The following is an 18,118-nucleotide window of genomic DNA, read 5'->3' as shown; positions in this document are numbered from 1 at the left end:
TGTTTCTCCAGAGATCTGGTCGTTAAATCCAGGAGTGGCGAGCGGGTAAAGTGCCGTTCAGGTGATACGTCCCGACCGCGTGATACTTCCAGCGCACCGGGTCGTGCAGCGTGTGCACGCGGGCGTTGCGCCAGTGACGGTCGAGGTTGAATTCGGCGAGGGTGGCGCGGCTGCCGGCCAGTTCGAAGAGCTTTTCGCTGGCGAGTAGCGAGATCTCGGTGGTCAGCACTTTGGCTTCGGCCACTGCAATCGAGGCGCGGGCGGCGGACTCGGCGGTGAGCGGCGCGGCGTTGACTTGATCGAGCACTTGCCCGGCCTTGCGCAGCAGCGCTTCGGCGGCGTGCAGTTCGATCTTCAGCTTGCCAATGTCGGCGATTACATAGAGGTCGTCGCTGGCCCTTTCGACCTTGGCGTCGATCCACGGCCGTGCACGGGTTTTCACGAATTCGATCGCATCGTCGATGGCGCCCCGGGCGATGCCGGCGTCAATGGCTGCTTGAATCAGCTGCGACACGGCACCCTGAATGTTCGGGCTGTCATTGATCTTCCAGTTGTCCACCACCAGCTCGGCGTCGACCTGCACGTTGTTGAGCAAAATGGTGCCGCTGGCGGTGGTGCGTTGGCCGAAGCCCGACCAGTCATCAACGATGCGCAGGCCAGGAGTGCCGCGACGAACGAAGGCCAGCACTTGCTTGCCGTCATCGTTCAGCGCCTTGACCGCGACCCAGTGGGCGAACAGGGCGCCGGTGGAATAGAACTTCTGCCCGTTGAGGACGAAGCCGTCGCCGCTGGCGGTGATTCGCGCCTTGAGTTCAAGGGTGTTTTTGGTGCCGCGTTCAGGTCCCGCGTTACCGATTCGCCAGCCGTCGAGCACGCTTTTGAACAGCTGTTTTTTTGCGATTCAGTGGCGCTGCCGAGCACCAGGTTGAGAATGCCGAACTGGTTCTGCGGGATCTGTCCCAGTGCCGGGTCGGCTGCGGAAATGATCGCAAAGACTTCGGCAACCGTGACGAACGAAACCTGCGGGCCACCGTACTCACGAGGGATGGCAATGCTGCCCAAACCGCTACGGGTGAACTGTTCGATTTCCGACCACGGTAGCTTGCGCTGCTGGTCGCGTTTGGCTGCTTGCAGACGGGCGACTTGCGCCAGGTCATGGGCGGCCTTGATGGCTTGTGCGTCGTTACGCAAGACCTGCGCGGGCAACAACAACGGCGCGATGTCCAGATCACTCTGGACGATTGCATCTGCCAGACTGGACATCAGTGCCGCTCCTTGGCTGCACGCAATGCCCTGGCGATCTGCACTGGGGTGATTGTGTTCCGGACCATACCTACCTCACATCTCATGGAAACGCCGCGAGGGTTGCGACGAACGAAAACAAGAATGTCCGGTGGTCCGGTGCATATACCCTAAGCGTGTATAAAAAATTAATAAACTAACTTTTAGGAATATGCATAGAAGGGGGTGCCACAGATTCATGTAGCCGCTGGCGAAGCCTGCGTTCGGCTCGGGCCGCGTTCGGACGCAGGCTTCGCCAGCTGCTACAGGGGTCTCAGTGTTTGCGGGGTTCGGCAGCCATGAGCATTTCCTTCGGCCGGGCCTTCAGATACGGATTGGCGCAACCGATCTTCAGCCAGCGCGGTGGCGCCCAGCGGGAATTGTTACCCACCCGGTCGAGGATGCAGTAAGTCACTTCCAGCCGCAGGTCTTCGCCGGCTTCGAGAATGATCGCCGACGGCACCCAGACCTGGATCGGCTGGCCGACATCGCTGGCCTTGAGTCGCGGCAGATCCATGCGCACATCGCCCCAGCGCAGGGTGATTTCGTCGTCGGCGGCCATGTTCAGGTAAGGCTCGATGGTCAACGGAACGCCGCGCTTGATCTGGTTCGGATTGACGCCCTGACGGCGAATGGTCTCGGGGATATTCACGGGCTCCAGACTCTGGTTTTCATCGCCGCACAGCGCCGACGGTTGGCCGCCGGGGCAGTCGAGTTTGATCTGCACCCGTCTGGTGGCTGAAAGGGTGGGTCCTTGCCCGATCTGCATGAGCCGGTAGTGAACGCGCGAGGTGCCATTGGCGATGAAGCTCTCGGGCACGCGCAGTTGGACTGGCTGGCCGACATCGTCGGCCGTCAGCACTCTGGAGGCCACGTAGCAGTTATCCCAGAACAGTTCGATCAGGTCGCCTTCGTCCATGCCGGAGTAGGGCGCCACATCGATCAGCAGGCGCGCCGCCGAGGTGATGTTGATGCAGGTCTTGTGAGATTGCGCCAGGGTCGGGGCCGCAAGTTCGGGTTTGTTCGAAGTGCTTGTCATGGGGTTTCTCCTTGAGGCCTTGCAGCGAAAGTCCGTTCCTGAAAGTTCGAAAGGCGTGAATTACCGAGCAACAAAACTGTTCACTGTGTGTGAAATTAAATAATGAATGGGTGCAAGGTTAAACGCCTGTTGAGACTAGATAAGAGTGCGCTTGAATAGGTGTCAATAGAGATGGCTAGTTAAGTATGGGATCTAGTGTTATTCAGAAAAATCCTACGCATTGACGTTAATAAGCTGCACCGCTCTGTCGAACTTGACCTTGTTTTATGGGCTTTCGGTGCGTTACTGACGGCGGAGACCGGTTCGGCGAGGGCGCTGGGCTTGGCGAATTTTAGGCGAGGTTATTCTGTTGCAGGACATATATATGTACCGCACACAGCCATAGAAAATTATCTATTGTTCAGGTGGGTGAATAAGTGAAGAGAACGTCGCGAGGGGTTTTCTTAGTAGGGGTAGTTGTCACTTCCGTCCATGGAAGTTGACAAGTAGTGCGGCGATGTTTCAGGGGTGAGCGTTATTCAGGAACTTGCTGAGAAACTGCTTCGTCCGCTCTTCTTTAGGATTGGCAAACAGCGCCTTGGCTTCGCCTTGTTCGACGATCACACCTTTGTCGAAAAACACCACGCGGTTCGCCACGTCCCGGGCAAAGCCCATTTCGTGGGTGACGATGACCATGGTGCGTCGCTCTTCGGCGAGGCTGCGGATGGTTGCCAGCACTTCACCCACCAGCTCCGGGTCAAGGGCTGAGGTGGGTTCGTCGAACAGAATCACTTCCGGCTCCATCGCCAGCGCGCGGGCAATCGCCACACGCTGTTGCTGGCCACCGGAAAGGCGTCGCGGGTACGCGTCTTCCTTGCCCGCCAGGCCAACCCGGGCCAACAGCTTTTTGCCCAGGGCAACGGCTTCGGCGTGCGGGATCTTCTTTACGATGATCGGGCCTTCGATAACGTTTTCCAGGGCGGTGCGATGAGGGAACAGGTTGAAGTTCTGGAACACGAAGCCCACGTGTTGGCGCAAACGTCGCACCAGGCCTTGCTGCTGGTTCAGCGGACGGCTGCCATCGATCTCGATGTCACCGACCTTGATCCGGCCACTGGTGGGTTCTTCCAGAAAATTCAGGCAACGCAGGAACGTGGTTTTGCCCGAGCCGCTAGGCCCGATGATCGCCACCACCTCGCCTTCCTTCACCTCCAGATCGATGCCGTTGAGCACCACTTGACCCTTGAACTGCTTTGTCAGTTTTTCCACGACAATCATTGGGTCAGGACTCCAGATCGTGCCGATTGACCCGTGCTTCCAACTGGTTCTGCAGGTGCGACAGCACCGTGGCCAGAATCCAGTAGATCAGCGCGGCGGCAAGGTACATGGTGAAAATTTCAAAGGTACGGGCAGTAATCAGTTGCGCCTGACGGAACAGTTCCGGCACCTGAATGGTGGCTGCCAGTGCGGTGTCCTTCACAAGCGAAATGAAACTGTTGCCCAGCGGTGGCAGAGCCGTGCGCATCGCTTGCGGCAGAATGGCCCGGCGCAGCGTCTGCGCGCGGGTCATGCCGATACTCGCGGCAGCTTCCCACTGACCGCGCTCGATGGAGCTGATCGCGGCTCGCAGGATTTCGCAGGCATAGGCCGCCATGTTCAGCGAGAAGCCGATCAGGGCCGCCGGCAGCGGATCAAGTTCGATGCCCAATTGCGGCAAACCGTAATAGATCACGAACAGTTGCACCAGCAACGGCGTGCCGCGAAAGAACGACACGTAGATGCGGGCGATCCAGCTCACCAGTTTGAAGCGCGACAGGCGCATCAATGCCAGGCCGAAGCCCATCACCAGGCCGAAGAACATCCCGCCCAGGCTCAGAATGACCGTGTAGTACGCGCCCTTCAGCAGGAAGGGCGCGGAGTCCAGCGCGAGTTGGAAAGCTTCTTCCATTATTTAGTGACGTCAGCGCTGAAGTATTTTTCCGAAAGCTTTTTCAGCGTACCGTCGGCACGCAGCTTGTCGATGGCTTTGTTCACCGCGGCCAGCAGCTCAGGCTCGCCTTTGCGCAGGGCGATGCCGGCTTCCTGGCGGGAGAACGCTTCGCCGGCGGCGGTGGTGTCCTTGGCCTTCTTGGCGTATTCCAGCGCGGCCAGACGGTCGATCAGAATGGCGTCGATGCGGCCGACACGCAGATCCTGGAACTTGGTCGGATCATCGTCATAGGTCTTGATGATGGCTTTTGGCTGATTGTCCTTGAGCCACTGCTCGTAGTTGGTGCCCAAGCCTACACCGACTTTTTTGCCGGCCAGATCGGCGGCAGACTTGATGTTCAGCTCCGCAGCCTTCTTGGTCAGCACCAGCGCCTGAATCCCGGAAACGGTGTACGGCTCGGAGAAGTCATACTTCTTCTTGCGCTCTTCGGAAATCGTTACCTGGTTGATCACCGCGTCCAGACGCTTGGATTCCAGGGCTGCGAGGATGCCGTCCCATTTGGTCGGCTGCAGTTTGACCTTCACGCCCAGCTCTTTGGCCAGGGCTTCGGAAAACTCGACTTCGAAGCCGGTCAGTTTGCCGTCGGCATCGACGAAACTGAACGGTGGGTAAGTGCCTTCCAGACCGACGTTGATCACGCCAGCGTCTTTGATTTTTTGCAGCTGCTCACCGGCAACCGCTTGCCCCAGCAGACCGGCGCTCAGCGCCAGGCCCAGCGAACCAACCAGCAGGTTTCGACGTAGTGCGGAAAAATTCATGACAAGCCCCTGTGTTTTCTTATGAAGACGCTTTTAGGAATGTTGGCAAAATCGGGATTTGGACGACTGCGATATCCTGCCCTAAAGCAGCGTATGCGTCTCGCTGCAAATTCGCCTGCGGCGCGACTATATGACGGTGCTTTTAGATTGGAAAATAATAAATATAAAGTTTTATATTCTTTTTTAGAATATAAGTTGCCTTCGAAAAGATCGCAGCCTGCGGCAGCTCCTACATGGATCATGCCCGGCGCAAATTCCGGGTAACGCCGATCAATGTAGGAGCTGCCGAAGGCTGCGATCTCTTGATCTTCGATACTTACAGAAAATTCGTATAGGCAAACAACGCCGGCGCCCCGCCGGTGTGCAGGAAGATGATCGGGCCATCATTGAAGCGCTGGCGGCCGATGCCATCGAGCAAACCCGCCATGGCCTTGCCGGTATAAACCGGGTCCAGCAGCAAACCTTCCTGACTCGCCACCAGCTTCACGGCAGCCAACGTCCCGGCATTCGGTTCGCCGTAGCGCGGGGCGAAATACTCGTCCCACAACTCGACCTTGAAACTCGCTGGCAGGCTCACGCCCAGCAGCTCGGCAGTGCGTTCGGCGAGGCCCTGGACTTTCGGGCGCTGGTCTTCGTCGCTGCGAGAAACCGTGACACCAATCACTGGCAAATCCGGCAGTGCTTCACTCAACGCCAACGCCAGACCGCTATGGGTCCCGGCGCTGCCCGAAGCCAGAACCACGGCCGCGAATGTCAGCCCGGTGTCCTTGATCTGCTCGGCCAATTCCAGCCCGGCGCGCACATAACCCAAAGCGCCCAATGCATTGGAGCCACCAATCGGCACCAGATACGGCTTCTTGCCGTTGTTGCGAAGACGCTCGGCCAAGGCGTGCAATTGTTCGTCCGCGTTGTCGAGGTTTTCCACCAGTTCGACCTTGGCGTCGAACAAGTCCAGCAACAGTCGATTGCCGTTACCGACATAGTTAGCGTCGTCGGTGCCGAGAGGGTTTTCCAGCAACGCAACGCAGCCCAGACCAAGCTTGGCCGCAATGGCGGCGGTCTGGCGCACGTGGTTGGACTGAAGCGCGCCAGCGGTGATCAAGGTGTCGGCGCCTTGTGCCAACGCATCGGCCGCCAGGTATTCGAGTTTGCGCAGCTTGTTGCCGCCCATCGCCAGCGGCGTCAGGTCATCACGCTTGACGTACACATCGCGGCCCAGCCAGGTCGACAGACGTTCGAGTTTTTCCAGGGCGGTAGGATGACCGAGCAGGTCGAGGCGGTTAAAGCGGGCAAGCTGTTGTTTGATCATGGGGTCCGTACTGGCGGAGGGAGATGAAAGGACTATAGGCACGCCTATTTAGCGGGGCAACTGCCAATCGGCCTTATGCCAAAAAGTGCTGAGCACAGCACAATCGGTTCTTAATTCGGCTTCCAGACCATGCCGTAAAGTAATCGCGGTTAACGCGGCCAGACAGTCCGGCCGCCCGTGAGGAGTTTTTACCGTGAGCGAGCGTTCCAGTCATTGGCAACTGCAGACCATCGTCAGCCAACTGCGCACGGCGCGTGACCAGTGGCGCCTACAAAATGGCCGCGCCAGCACCGAACAGGGCGGTCGCGAATTGCCTTCCCGAGCGGCCATGGCAGAGATTCTTGAGGCCCTCTGTGGCGCGTTGTTCCCGATGCGCCTGGGACCGGTGGATTTGCGCGAGGAGAGTGAAGACTTCTACGTCGGCCACACGCTGGACGTTGCATTGAACGCGTTGCTGGCTCAGGCGCGACTCGAATTGCGCTACGCCGCTCGCCACAGTGCCCAGGCCGACACTGAAGTCGAGGCCAAAACGATTCAGATCATTCAGGACTTCGCCCTCGCATTGCCGGGGCTGCGCAGTCTGCTCGACACCGATGTGCTGGCGGCCTATCACGGCGATCCGGCGGCTCGCAGCGTCGATGAAGTGTTGTTGTGCTATCCGGGGATTCTGGCGGTGATTCACCATCGCCTGGCCCATCATTTGTACCGCGCCGGATTGCCGCTGCTGGCACGGATCAGCGCGGAAATCGCGCACTCGGCCACCGGCATCGACATTCACCCTGGCGCGCAGATTGGTCGCAGCTTCTTCATCGATCACGGGACGGGAGTGGTGATCGGCGAGACCGCCATCATCGGTGAGCGTGTGCGGATTTATCAGGCCGTGACGTTGGGCGCCAAGCGCTTCCCGGCGGATGAAGACGGTCAGTTGCAGAAGGGGCAGCCGCGACATCCGATTGTCGAGGATGACGTGGTGATCTATGCCGGTGCGACGATTCTGGGCCGAATCACTATCGGCAAGGGCTCGACCATTGGCGGCAATGTCTGGCTGACCCGAAGCGTGCCGGCGGCGAGCAACCTGACTCAGGCGAATCTGCAGCATGATGACGGGACGCAAAAATAAATCCCGGGATCTCGACTGACTGAACCTGCCTCTTCGCGAGCAGGCTCGCTCCCACATTGTTTTCTGTCGTTCACGGATGTTGTGTTCACCAGAGATCTACTGTGGGAGCGAGCCTGCTCGCGAATGGTTTCAAAACCGAACCTGGATAATGGCATTTAGCTAATTCTCGACTGAACGAATCCTCCAAACCCCGCGTCATACCCTTCCTTGAGCTAGCGTACGAACAGTACCGCCGAGCCTTGCGATTAGTCCTTAGCCCCCTATTCATGTTTAACTTGAACGCTCATTCAAGTTAAACCGCCGGTTTGCTGCCCGCTCACAACAGGAGGCTTGCCTTTGCCGAGTCCGTTATTGATTGCCCTGTTTCACCCCCTTGAGGTGCACCTTTCATGAGTGCATCGCCCACCCCCGCCAGCGGTCAGGTCCGCATGAATCCGCCGGTGTTTTACTTCTCGGCGACGTTCATTTTGCTGTTCGGCATCATCGTCATCGCCATGCCTGAACAAGCCGGCGCCTGGCTTCTGGCAGCGCAAAACTGGGCGGCCAACACGGTCGGCTGGTATTACATGCTCGCGATGACCCTGTATCTGGTCTTCGTGGTGGTCACCGCCTTGTCCGGCTACGGCAAGATCAAGCTCGGTGCCGACCACGACGAACCCGAATTCAGTTACCTGTCCTGGGCCGGCATGCTGTTCGCCGCCGGGATCAGCATCACGCTGTTCTTCTTTTGCGTGTCCGAACCGCTGACCCATTTGGCGCAACCGCCGCAAGGCGAAGCCGGCACGGCGGATGCAGCGCGTCAGGCGATGCAGATTCTGTTTCTGCACTGGGGCCTGCACGGCTGGGGCGTGTTCGCCTTTGTCGGCATGGCGCTGGCTTACTTCGCTTATCGACATAACCTGCCGCTGGCCCTGCGTTCAGCGCTCTATCCGCTGATAGGCAAGCGCATCAATGGCCCGATCGGTTACGCGGTGGACGGCTTCGGCATCATCGCCACGGTGTTCGGCCTCGGTGCCGACATGGGCTTTGGCGTGTTGCACCTCAACTCGGGTCTGGACTACCTGTTCGGCATCGCTCACACCCAGTGGATTCAGGTCGGCCTGATCACGCTGATGATGGGCGCGGCGATCATCGTCGCGGTGTCCGGTGTCGATAAAGGCGTGCGCGTGATGTCCGACATCAACATGCTGCTGGCCTGCGCGCTGCTGCTGTTCGTGTTGTTCGCCGGCCCCACTCAGCATTTGCTCAACACTCTGATCCAGAACATCGGCGACTACCTCGGCGCGTTGCCGATGAAGAGTTTCGACCTGTACGCCTATGACAAACCCAGTGACTGGCTGGGCGGTTGGACGGTGTTCTATTGGGCCTGGTGGATCGCATGGTCGCCGTTCGTGGGCCTGTTCATCGCACGGATTTCCCGTGGCCGGACCATCCGCGAATTCGTCTTCGGCGTGCTGTTGATTCCGCTCGGCTTCACCCTCGCGTGGATGTCGATCTTCGGTAACAGCGCCATCGATCAAGTCCTCAACCACGGCATGAGCGCCCTCGGCATGTCGGCCATCGATAACCCGTCGATGACCCTCTACCTGCTGCTGGAAACCTACCCGTGGAGCAAAACCGTCATCGCGGTCACGGTGTTCATCAGCTTCGTGTTCTTCGTGACGTCTGCCGACTCCGGCACCGTGGTGCTGTCGACGTTGTCCGCCAAGGGCGGCAATCCCGACGAGGACGGGCCGAAATGGCTGCGAGTGTTTTGGGGCGCAATGACCGCGCTGGTGACCAGCGCGCTACTGTTCTCCGGCAGTATCGATGCGCTGAAGTCCGCGGTGGTGCTGACCTCGTTGCCATTCTCGATGATCTTGCTGCTGATGATGTGGGGGCTGCACAAGGCGTTCTACCTGGAGTCGCAGAAGCAGATCGCGCAACTGCATTCGCTGGCACCGGTGTCCGGCTCGCGGCGTGGCGGCTGGCGTCAACGCCTGAGTCAGGCCGTGCATTTCCCGTCACGGGATGAGGTCTATCGCTTCCTCGATACGACGGTGCGCCCGGGGATTGAAGAAGTCTCGGCGGTGTTCGTCGAGAAGGGTTTGAACGTGGTCACTCAGCCGGACCCGACCAACGACAACGTCAGCCTGGAAATCGGTCATGGCGAGGAGCATCCGTTTATCTATCAGGTGCAGATGCGCGGCTACTTCACACCGTCGTTTGCCCGTGGCGGCATGGGTTCCAAGGAACTCAATAACCGTCGCTATTACCGGGCCGAAGTGCATTTGAGCGAGGGCAGTCAGGACTACGATCTGGTGGGTTACACCAAGGAGCAGATCATCAACGACATCCTTGATCAGTACGAACGGCATTTGCAGTTCTTGCATTTGGTGCGTTGATCGAGAGCCGATGGCGCCGGGCCCTTTCAGGTCTCGGCGCTCAACACCATGAACAGCACCAGCGCCGCCACCGGCACACTGAACACCACCGTGCCAATCATCAGTTCCGAACTCAGTGACTGGCCGGCCGTGACCATGCCAACGGCGCTGTTGATCATCGTCAGCGCCAGCCACAAGACCACGAAGCTGAAGGTCAGTGTCTGTCGGCTAAAGCCGATTTTTTCGCCGATGAACAGCATCAGCGCCAGGAGAATCAGGCCGAAGGTGATGATGATCGTGGTGTGCATGGTGTGTTCCGCCCTTCAAATGTGTGTTGCTTTTGGTGCCGCCTTCGCGAGCAGGCTCGCTCCCACAAGGTCGTCGCAATCCTGTGGGAGCGAGCCTGCTCGCGATAGGGGCGCTGCGGTGTCAAGTGAGCATAGTTAAACCATGCTGCTGGAGAAGTTGATGATCCGCCCGCCAGCGTTCAGGCGGGTGGCGGCTTCACACCGCCGATGCCGGTTTCGGTGTTGTATCCGCACAACCGACACATGTCGCCACGGGTTCGGGTGTTTGTGGATTGGCTGGGGGAAGTGTTTGCTGGGGCGCAGTCTGGTCTATAGGGAAATCAGGTCTCTGCACGATAGGCTAATATTTATCCGGGTGTGTATGGTGTGTATGGTGTGTATTGGCATGAAGCTTCGTCGCGTAGTGTGCGCAGCAGATGCTGCCCACAAGGACGAAGGTGATGCGAAGTCGGGAAATGATCAGGATGATCGAGGAGGATGGTTGGTATCTGGTGGCCGTGAAAGGCAGCCATCATCAGTACAAGCATCCGTGCAAACCAGGGAGGGTGACAATAAAGCACCCGGATTCGGATCTTCCAAAAGGAACGATCAACAGCATATTGAAACAGGCGGGTCTGAAATGAGACCCGACACCGGATACGAAAGCCCCGAACGGGCCACATCACAGGAAGGACTTACCGAAATGAAATTCCCGGTCGTTCTACACAAGGATGCCGACTCAGAATACGGAGTAATTATCCCGGATGTGCCGGGTTGCTTCTCCGCAGGCGGTACTGTGGCGCAGGCATTTGAAAACGTGAAGGAAGCGCTATCGTTGCACTACGAAGGCTTGGTGGCCGATGGCGATCCACTGCCGCAGGTGCATGAGATCGACGCTCATCTTGATAACCCTGATTACGCGGGCGGCGTGTGGGGGGTGGTCGAATTTGATATCACGCCTTACTTCGGAAAGTCGGTGCGCTTCAATGCCACACTGCCCGAGCAGTTGCTTGAGCGTATCGATCAAACAGTCAGGCGGGATCAGCGGTACAGCTCTAGGTCCGGCTTTTTGGCTGCCGCTGCCCTGCGTGAGTTGTCGGCGTAAATATGTGAAACGTTTCAGCATTTTCTCGAGTCCGAGGTTTATCGGCGTTTGTCTGGGCGTATGCTGGGCAACTTGCGAAACAGTCGATACCAACTTCAAGACAGACAAGAGAGGATTCGATGACCTACACCGCTGCCGAAAACCGCTACGACTCCATCCCTTACCGCCGCGTGGGTCGCAGCGGGCTGGTGCTGCCGGCACTGTCTCTGGGCCTGTGGCACAACTTCGGCGACAGCACGCCGATCGACACCCAGCGTTCGTTGCTGCGTACCGCGTTTGATCTTGGCATTAACCATTTCGACCTGGCCAACAACTACGGCCCGCCGTATGGCAGCGCCGAGATCAATTTCGGTCGTTTGCTGCGTGAAGACTTCAAGCAGTATCGCGACGAGCTGATCATCTCCAGCAAGGCCGGTTGGGACATGTGGGCCGGCCCTTATGGTCAGGGCGGCGGTTCGCGCAAATACGTGCTGGCCAGCCTTGATCAGAGCCTGCAGCGCCTGGGCCTGGACTACGTGGACATCTTCTATTCCCACCGCTTCGACCCGGACACACCGCTGGAAGAAACCGCCAGCGCACTGGCCACCGCGGTACAACAGGGCAAGGCGTTGTACATCGGTATCTCTTCGTACTCGGGCGTTAAAACCCGTGAAATGGCCGCGCTGCTGAAAGAGTGGAAAGTCCCGTTGCTGATTCATCAGCCGGCTTACAACCTGCTCAATCGATGGGTGGAAAAAGACCTGCTGGATACGACGGACGAACTCGGTACGGGCGTGATTGCGTTTACGCCGTTGGCTCAGGGTTTGTTGACCGACAAGTACCTCAACGGTGTGCCGGCGGACGCGCGGGTCAATCGTCCGGGGGGTGGTTCGTTGCAGGCGGCGCACCTGTCCGAAGCCAATATCGCTCATGTGCGTGCGCTGAATGAGATCGCCAAGCGTCGCGGTCAGAGTCTGGCGCAGCTGGCATTGGCGTGGACGTTACGCGATCCGCGCGTGACGTCGGCGCTGATCGGTGCGAGCCGGCCGGAGCAGATTATCGAGAACGTCGGGGCGTTGAAGAATCTGAGCTTTAGCTCGGAGGAATTGGCGGAAATTGACCGGTTTGCCCAAGAGGGTGGGGTTAATCTTTGGGAAAAGCCTTCGACGGCTGAGTAAGTGTTCGGCGCCGTATGACCTAGCGTCTGTTCCGGCCCCTTCGCGAGCAGGCTCGCTCCCACATTAGACCTCGGTCACCTGTGGGAGCGAGCCTGCTCGCGAAGGGGCCATCAATGTCAGTAGACACTCCCAGGGGTTACCGGAAAAACGGCACATCCCCCAATACCGTCGCCCGTTGCATCACCCGCCGCGCCGGCCGGTAATCATCCACGGCGTAATGCTGTGTCACGCGGTTATCCCAAAACGCCACGTCGTCCTTCTGCCAACGCCAGCGAATGGTAAATTCCGGCCGTGTCGCGTGGGCAAACAGAAACTTCAGAATCACCTCGCTTTCGGTTTCCGACAGCTCATTGATCTTCGACGTGAAGCCTTCATTGACGAACAACGACCGACGTCCGCTCACCGGATGAGTGCGGATCACCGGGTGTGACAGCGGCGGGTTTTTCCTGCGCGCTTCTTCCCACTGAGCCAACGCTTCAGGGGTGTTGCCATAGCGCTCCAGCGGGAACGAACGAGTGAAATCGTGCGTGGCGGTCAGCCCTTCGAGCAAGTTTTTCATCGGCGCCGAAAGCGCTTCATACGCCGCGATACCGCTGGCCCACAGCGTGTCGCCACCAAACTCCGGTAACAACTTGGCGCTGAGCACCGCGCCCAGGGCCGGGGTCGGCAGGAAGGTCACGTCGGTGTGCCAGATCGCGTTGTCGCGCACGTCGGTGACGGCGGTGTCGAGGATCAGCACTTCGGGCTGTTCCGGCACATTCGGGTAAATCGGGTGAATGTGCAGGTCGCCGAAATTGGCGGCGAACCGCGCCTGTTGCTGCGGTGTGATCGGCTGATCGCGAAAGAACAACACTTGATGTTTGAGCAGCGCTTGCTCGATGGCGTCGCGCTGCTCCAGGTTCAGCGGTTGGCTGATGTCGACGCCGCTGATGTGTGCGCCGAGGGCGTAGCTTAAGGGGACGATGGTGAGGTTGCTCATGGTCTTTCTCTTCAATTCAGGACGCTTTCCTGTGGGAGCGAGCCTGCTCGCGATTGCAGAGTGTCAGGCGATATTGCTGTGACTGATACATCGCTATCGCGAGCAGGCTCGCTCCCACAGGGGATCTAACATGATGAACACTCAGTGCGCCTGGCCATGCCACGGCACCAGTTTGCGTTGCAGGGCGCGCAAGCCCATCTCCATGGCGAAGGCGATCAGGGCGATCACCAGAATCCCCAGCACCACCACATCGGTGACCAGGAACTGCGCGGCCGACTGCACCATGAAACCCAAACCACTGGTGGCGGCGATCAATTCGGCGGCGACCAGCGTCGACCAACCCACACCCAGGCCAATCCGCACACCGGTCAAAATATCCGGCAGCGCACTCGGCAGAATCACATGGCGAATCAACTGCGCCCGAGTCGCGCCCAACGATTGCGCGGCGCGCAATTTGGCCGGGTCGACGTTACGCACGCCGGTCGCGGTAGCGATGGCGATCGGGGCGAAGATCGCGAGGTAGATCAGCAAGACTTTCGACAGCTCACCGATGCCGCACCAGATCACGATCAGCGGCAGATAAGCCAGCGGTGGAATAGGGCGGTAGAACTCGATCAGCGGATCGAGAATGCCGCGAGCAATGCGGTTGTGGCCGATGGCGATTCCAACGGGCACGGCGGTCAGCACCGCGAAGCCCAGGCCCAGACCGATTCGGCTGAGGCTCGCGCCAAGGTGCTGCCACAACGTTGAATCCATGTAGCCGGTGGTCACCAGCAGCCAGCCTTTTTGCAGCACCGCGGAGGGTGGCGGCAGGAACAGCGGTTCGATCATTCCAGTGGCGGTGACGGCCCACCAGATAACCACGAGTACGACGAGCGTCAGCAGACTGATCCAGCGAGTACTGAGGCTGCGTCGAACAGGAATCACCGTCGAGTTCGTTTTGACCGTGACGGCCGGAATCTCATAGCTGCTCATACGGTCTCCTGCCGCTGGGCGGCGCTGCGTTGGGAGAACACTTTGGCGAGCACGTGTTCGCGGGTTTCGATAAAGCGCGGGTCGGATTTGATTGATCGGGCGGACTCACCGGCGGCATAACGCTGACCGAAATCGAGGCTCAGGCGTTCGACGATTTGCCCTGGATTCGGCGCCAGCAGAATCAGGTCCGTGGCGAGAAACACCGCTTCTTCGATGTCGTGAGTAATCAGAAATACCGGTTTTGCGGTGCGCTGCCAGACTTGCAGCAGCAACTCCTGCATCTGTTCGCGGGTGAAGGCGTCGAGGGCGCCGAAGGGTTCGTCCATCAGCAAAACGCGCGGATCAGCAGCAAGGGCGCGGGCCAGGCCGACACGTTGCTTCTGGCCGCCCGAGAGTTGCCAGATCCGACGGTTTTCGAAGCCGGAAAGGTCCACCAAAGCGAGCATTTCCCGAGCGCGGATTTCACGCTTGTCTCGGGAAACGCCAGCCAGTTCCAGACCGAAGCCGACGTTGGCCAGCACGTCCTGCCAGGGCAGCAGCGCATCGTCCTGGAACACCACGCCGCGTTCGGCGCTCGGGCCTTTGATCGGCACGCCATCGAGAGTGATGCGCCCGGCGCTGGGCTCGACGAAACCGGCAATCAGGTTCAACAGCGAGGTCTTGCCACTGCCGGACGGGCCGAGGGCGACCAGCAGTTGCTGGGGCCCAAGACTCAGGGAAATGTCCGCCAGCACCGGTTCGGGGCTGCCTGGGTACTGTGCGCTGATGCGCTCCAGCTGAAGCAAAGCCATCGCAATTAACTCCGATCAGTTGGTGATGTATTTGGCGCTGACGTAGGGGGCGTAGTCCGGCAGCACGGCTTCAACCTTGCCTTGTTCTTTCAGGAACGCGGCGGTGTCGGTGATGGCCTTGGTGGTCGGTGCGCCGAGGGTGATCACCTGATCAGCCGCCAGCGGGAAGACGTTGCCTTGCAGCAGCAATGGAATGTCGCTGGCCTTGGCGCCGGAGAGTTTCACCAGCTTGTCGACATTGGATGGGTTGGCGAGCCAGGCGTTCGGGTCTTTGCGGTAATCGGCGTAGGCATCGAGGGTCACTTTGGCGAACGCAGTGACGATTTCCGGATGCTTCTCGGCGAAGTCTTTACGCACGATCCAGGCATCGAAGGTCGGCGCGCCGAACTTGGCCAGTTCGCCGGAGGTGATCAGTACTTTGCCGTTTTCCTTGGCCACGCCGAGAGCTGGGTCCCACACGTAGGTGGCGTCGATGTCACCGCGTTTCCACGCAGCAATGATGGCTGGCGGGGCAAGGTTGAGGACGGTGACTTTCGACGGGTCGATGTTCCAGTGCTTCAGCGCGGCCAGCAGGCTGTAGTGGCCGGTGGAAACGAACGGCACGGCGATTTTCTTGCCGATCAGGTCCTGTGGGGTTTTGATCCCGGAACCGTCGCGGGCAACCAGGGCTTCAGCGGCGCCGATCTGCGTGGCGATGAGGAACGTTTCTACCGGGACTTTGCGGGTGATTGCTGCCGTCAGGGGGCTGGAACCGAGGTAACCGATCTGCACGTCGCCGGAAGCGATGGCGGCGATGATATCGGCGCCGTTGTCGAATTTGCGCCAGTCGATTTTGGCGTTGGTGGCTTTTTCGTACGCGCCGTCGGCCTGGGCGACTTTCGCCGGGTCTACGGTGGTCTGGTAGGCGACGGTGACGTCAGCCGCCTGGGCAAAGAAACTCACCGCAGCCAGAGACGCGGCCGCCAGGAGGCGAAGGGGGAAAGTCAGTTTCATTGAGAAGCTCCTTGTCAGGCGACCGAGAAGAGTCGGCGTGAAAGGAGACTAAATGATCTAAGAATCCGAAAATAAATAACTTTTTCGAATGAGCTTATGAGCGGAAAATTCTAAGGGAGACCGCAGTGCGGCTTTCGCGAGCAGGCTCGCTCCACAGTGGATTTTAGGGTGTTTACACAATTGTAATCACACCAAAAATCCACTGTGGGAGCGAGCCTGCTCGCGATTAAGGTCCGCTGGACCTTCAGAAGCTTAGTTGCTAATTGCCAGAATGCTCGCCTGATACGACCCGACAAACACATCGAAATCGCCGACTTCGTTCTGCTCCAGCTCAATCTGCTCGGCCAGCGACGAACGCGCCCGCTCTTCAAATTTCGCTTGGTCTTCGCTTGAAAGCGGCTCGCTGCGGAAAAACTCCGCATGCGCCTGGCTCTGGCGCAGGGAGAACTGAGCAAAGCTCTCCTTGTGCTCAGCCATCGCCGCCAGCACCTGGGCCGATGGCGTCAGCGATGGATCCTTGACCTTGGCCAATTGCGCATCCAGCGCCTTGCTATGCGCATCGCCGCCATGACTCTGATCCAGCATCGCCGCCAGTGGTGCAATCTTCTCCAGCAACTCGCTGGCCCACTCTTTCAGGTCCACCGGATGACCGTCGCGTTGCAGTTGCAGGCCCGGACGGCGACCTTCCTTGACCACGCTGAGGAAGTTCGAGGTCGCGTTGCCGCACGAGGTATTGGTCAGCAGCGGGCTGTCGTTCAGCGCGCAATACAGCAGGAACGCGTCGAGGAACCGCGATTCCGGCAGGTCGATGCCCATCGGCAGGAACGGGTTGATGTCCAGGCAGCGCACTTCGACGTACTGAATGCCGCGAGCCACCAGCGCCTGGATCGGCCGTTCGCCGGTGTAGGTCACGCGTTTCGGGCGGATGTTGGAGTAGTACTCGTTTTCGATCTGCAGGATGTTGGTGTTGAGCTGAACCCACTCACCGTCCTGATGCGTGCCGATTTCGACGTAGGGCGCGTAAGGCGTTGCGACCGCTTTGCGCAGGCTGTCGGTGTAGCTGGCCAGATCGTTGTAGCACGGCGTCAAACCGGCCTGGGCGTTGCTCTGGTAACCCAGGTCACTCATGCGCAGGCTGGTGGCGTACGGCAGGTACAAGGTGTCCGGGTCCAGTTGCTCCAGTTGATGCGAGCGACCACGCAGGAAACCGGCGTCCAGCGCAGGCGAAGCACCGAACAGGTACATCAGCAGCCAGCTGTAGCGGCGGAAGTTACGGATCAGCGCGATGTAGGCCGACGACTGATAGTCACGGTCGGTGCCGACAAAACCTTCTGCTTCCTTGAGCAGCGGCCAGAGCTTTTCCGGCAGGGAAAAGTTGTAGTGAATCCCGGCGATGCACTGCATGGTCTTGCCGTAGCGCAGGGCCAGGCCCTTGCGGTAGACGTACTTGAGCTGACCGATGTTGGAGGTGCCGTAATAGGCAATCGGGATGTCTTCCTCGGCCGGCAACGGGCACGGCATCGATGGACTCCACAGGTACTCGTTGCCGAGCTTGCTGTAGGCAAAACGGTGGATCTTGTCCAGGCTCGCCAGCGTGTCCGCCGGGTCGGGCAGGGCGGGCGTGATGAACTCCAGCAGCGACTCGGAATAGTCAGTGGTGATTTGTTCATTGGTCAGCGCGGAACCCAATTCTTCCGGGTGCGGCGTTTGCGCCAGGCGACCTTCGCCGGTCACGCGCAGGCATTCACGTTCGATGCCGTGAAGGCACTGTTCGAGCAGAGAGAGGTTAGCGCGCTCGCCGAGCAGAGCCAGGCGGCGGTTGAGAAGTTCGCTCAAGTTGGATTCCTTCACGCGTCAGTCGCCCCAATATGGGGGTGGGCAAGACGGTCTACAAGGGTGAAGTTGAAACTGGCGTTGTCGCCTGGTTTTTGAGCCTGACAGGCCATATGCCGATTATTCAAGAACCGCACGATCCCTGTGGGAGCGAGACCG

The 18,118-nt window shown here is 59.3% G+C and carries 16 protein-coding genes and 2 pseudogenes; 6 read left to right on the top strand and 12 right to left on the bottom strand.

Annotation, left to right across the window (positions count from 1 at the left end; all coding sequences use genetic code 11):
• Positions 1 to 22: 22 nt before the first annotated feature.
• The 6 genes and pseudogenes from JFU47_RS16215 to JFU47_RS16190 form a co-directional block, all read right to left on the bottom strand.
• A pseudogene (locus JFU47_RS16215) lies at positions 23 to 1,263 on the bottom strand (SfnB family sulfur acquisition oxidoreductase).
• A gap of 292 nt (positions 1,264 to 1,555) precedes the next feature.
• Complete coding sequence (locus tag JFU47_RS16210) at positions 1,556 to 2,320, bottom strand: hypothetical protein (protein WP_201184242.1); 765 nt, start codon at positions 2,318 to 2,320, stop codon at positions 1,556 to 1,558.
• 501 nt (positions 2,321 to 2,821) lie between these two features.
• A complete protein-coding gene (gene tcyN, locus JFU47_RS16205; protein WP_123367079.1) occupies positions 2,822 to 3,577 on the bottom strand; it encodes an L-cystine ABC transporter ATP-binding protein TcyN in 756 nt (251 codons plus the stop codon).
• 4 nt (positions 3,578 to 3,581) lie between these two features.
• Positions 3,582 to 4,247, bottom strand: coding sequence for a cystine ABC transporter permease (gene tcyL, locus JFU47_RS16200; RefSeq protein WP_033058489.1), 666 nt, complete (start codon positions 4,245 to 4,247; stop codon positions 3,582 to 3,584).
• Positions 4,247 to 5,047, bottom strand: coding sequence for a cystine ABC transporter substrate-binding protein (gene tcyJ / locus JFU47_RS16195; RefSeq protein ID WP_123367077.1), 801 nt, complete (start codon positions 5,045 to 5,047; stop codon positions 4,247 to 4,249). The genes tcyL and tcyJ overlap by 1 nt, the downstream gene beginning before the upstream one ends.
• Positions 5,048 to 5,363: 316 nt before the next feature.
• Positions 5,364 to 6,356, bottom strand: coding sequence for a D-cysteine desulfhydrase (locus JFU47_RS16190; RefSeq protein ID WP_140680431.1), 993 nt, complete (start codon positions 6,354 to 6,356; stop codon positions 5,364 to 5,366).
• Positions 6,357 to 6,549: 193 nt separating this feature from the next.
• On the opposite strand from JFU47_RS16190, the gene epsC reads away from it, so the two are divergent.
• Together epsC and betT are read left to right on the top strand one after the other, a co-directional pair.
• A complete protein-coding gene (gene epsC, locus JFU47_RS16185) occupies positions 6,550 to 7,476 on the top strand; it encodes a serine O-acetyltransferase EpsC (protein WP_201184239.1) in 927 nt (308 codons plus the stop codon).
• A 428-nt stretch (positions 7,477 to 7,904) separates the two neighbouring features.
• Positions 7,905 to 9,860, top strand: coding sequence for a choline transporter BetT (betT, locus tag JFU47_RS16180; RefSeq protein WP_170206231.1), 1,956 nt, complete (start codon positions 7,905 to 7,907; stop codon positions 9,858 to 9,860).
• A 26-nt stretch (positions 9,861 to 9,886) separates the two neighbouring features.
• Here the strand turns inward: betT and JFU47_RS16175 are convergent, their stop codons facing one another.
• Entirely contained in the window at positions 9,887 to 10,147 is a 261-nt protein-coding gene (locus JFU47_RS16175; RefSeq protein WP_201184236.1) for a hypothetical protein, read from the bottom strand.
• Positions 10,148 to 10,348: 201 nt separating this feature from the next.
• On the opposite strand from JFU47_RS16175, the pseudogene JFU47_RS33650 reads away from it, so the two are divergent.
• From JFU47_RS33650 to mgrA, 4 genes and pseudogenes are all read left to right on the top strand, one after another.
• Positions 10,349 to 10,462, top strand: a pseudogene (locus JFU47_RS33650) (LysR family transcriptional regulator); the annotation flags it as partial.
• 125 nt (positions 10,463 to 10,587) lie between these two features.
• Positions 10,588 to 10,770 carry a type II toxin-antitoxin system HicA family toxin gene (locus tag JFU47_RS16170; protein WP_046045491.1) on the top strand — a complete coding sequence of 61 codons (183 nt, stop codon included), beginning with the start codon at positions 10,588 to 10,590 and terminating at the stop codon, positions 10,768 to 10,770.
• Positions 10,767 to 11,231: a type II toxin-antitoxin system HicB family antitoxin gene (locus JFU47_RS16165; RefSeq protein ID WP_192409809.1), complete on the top strand. Its 465-nt coding sequence runs from the start codon at positions 10,767 to 10,769 to the stop codon at positions 11,229 to 11,231. The genes JFU47_RS16170 and JFU47_RS16165 overlap by 4 nt, the downstream gene beginning before the upstream one ends.
• A gap of 119 nt (positions 11,232 to 11,350) precedes the next feature.
• Entirely contained in the window at positions 11,351 to 12,388 is a 1,038-nt protein-coding gene (gene mgrA / locus JFU47_RS16160; RefSeq protein WP_046052249.1) for an L-glyceraldehyde 3-phosphate reductase, read from the top strand.
• Positions 12,389 to 12,524: 136 nt separating this feature from the next.
• On the opposite strand, the gene tauD is transcribed toward mgrA, so the two are convergent.
• The 5 genes from tauD to gshA all read right to left on the bottom strand — a co-directional run bounded on the left by tauD (position 12,525) and on the right by gshA (position 17,962).
• Positions 12,525 to 13,367: a taurine dioxygenase gene (tauD, locus tag JFU47_RS16155; RefSeq protein ID WP_201184233.1), complete on the bottom strand. Its 843-nt coding sequence runs from the start codon at positions 13,365 to 13,367 to the stop codon at positions 12,525 to 12,527.
• Positions 13,368 to 13,508: 141 nt separating this feature from the next.
• Positions 13,509 to 14,342 carry a taurine ABC transporter permease TauC gene (tauC, locus tag JFU47_RS16150; protein WP_201184230.1) on the bottom strand — a complete coding sequence of 278 codons (834 nt, stop codon included), beginning with the start codon at positions 14,340 to 14,342 and terminating at the stop codon, positions 13,509 to 13,511.
• Entirely contained in the window at positions 14,339 to 15,133 is a 795-nt protein-coding gene (gene tauB, locus JFU47_RS16145) for a taurine ABC transporter ATP-binding subunit (RefSeq protein ID WP_201184226.1), read from the bottom strand. The genes tauC and tauB overlap by 4 nt, the downstream gene beginning before the upstream one ends.
• Positions 15,134 to 15,148: 15 nt before the next feature.
• On the bottom strand, positions 15,149 to 16,126 hold the full coding sequence (tauA, locus tag JFU47_RS16140) for a taurine ABC transporter substrate-binding protein (protein ID WP_201184223.1): 978 nt from the start codon (positions 16,124 to 16,126) through the stop codon (positions 15,149 to 15,151).
• Positions 16,127 to 16,378: 252 nt separating this feature from the next.
• Positions 16,379 to 17,962 (bottom strand): glutamate--cysteine ligase, encoded by a 1,584-nt coding sequence (gene gshA / locus JFU47_RS16135; protein WP_140680447.1) that lies wholly within the window; start codon positions 17,960 to 17,962, stop codon positions 16,379 to 16,381.
• Positions 17,963 to 18,118: the final 156 nt, after the last annotated feature.

Origin of the sequence: Pseudomonas sp. TH39(2020), from assembly GCF_016650715.1 — a bacterium.
Lineage (GTDB): Bacteria > Pseudomonadota > Gammaproteobacteria > Pseudomonadales > Pseudomonadaceae > Aquipseudomonas > Aquipseudomonas mandelii_C.
Note: the sequence above shows the minus strand (reverse complement) of the source record. Positions and strands in the feature narration are given on the sequence as shown.

Coding starts and splice junctions, on each gene's coding strand:
- JFU47_RS16210 (WP_201184242.1), bottom strand. CDS start 2,320: ATGACAAGCACTTCGAACAAACCCGAACTTGCGGCCCCGACCCTGGCG.
- mgrA (WP_046052249.1), top strand. CDS start 11,351: ATGACCTACACCGCTGCCGAAAACCGCTACGACTCCATCCCTTACCGC.
- JFU47_RS16175 (WP_201184236.1), bottom strand. CDS start 10,147: ATGCACACCACGATCATCATCACCTTCGGCCTGATTCTCCTGGCGCTG.
- tauC (WP_201184230.1), bottom strand. CDS start 14,342: ATGAGCAGCTATGAGATTCCGGCCGTCACGGTCAAAACGAACTCGACG.
- JFU47_RS16190 (WP_140680431.1), bottom strand. CDS start 6,356: ATGATCAAACAACAGCTTGCCCGCTTTAACCGCCTCGACCTGCTCGGT.
- tauA (WP_201184223.1), bottom strand. CDS start 16,126: ATGAAACTGACTTTCCCCCTTCGCCTCCTGGCGGCCGCGTCTCTGGCT.
- tcyN (WP_123367079.1), bottom strand. CDS start 3,577: ATGATTGTCGTGGAAAAACTGACAAAGCAGTTCAAGGGTCAAGTGGTG.
- tcyL (WP_033058489.1), bottom strand. CDS start 4,247: ATGGAAGAAGCTTTCCAACTCGCGCTGGACTCCGCGCCCTTCCTGCTG.
- tauD (WP_201184233.1), bottom strand. CDS start 13,367: ATGAGCAACCTCACCATCGTCCCCTTAAGCTACGCCCTCGGCGCACAC.
- betT (WP_170206231.1), top strand. CDS start 7,905: ATGAATCCGCCGGTGTTTTACTTCTCGGCGACGTTCATTTTGCTGTTC.
- tcyJ (WP_123367077.1), bottom strand. CDS start 5,047: ATGAATTTTTCCGCACTACGTCGAAACCTGCTGGTTGGTTCGCTGGGC.
- JFU47_RS16165 (WP_192409809.1), top strand. CDS start 10,767: ATGAGACCCGACACCGGATACGAAAGCCCCGAACGGGCCACATCACAG.
- tauB (WP_201184226.1), bottom strand. CDS start 15,133: ATGGCTTTGCTTCAGCTGGAGCGCATCAGCGCACAGTACCCAGGCAGC.
- JFU47_RS16170 (WP_046045491.1), top strand. CDS start 10,588: ATGCGAAGTCGGGAAATGATCAGGATGATCGAGGAGGATGGTTGGTAT.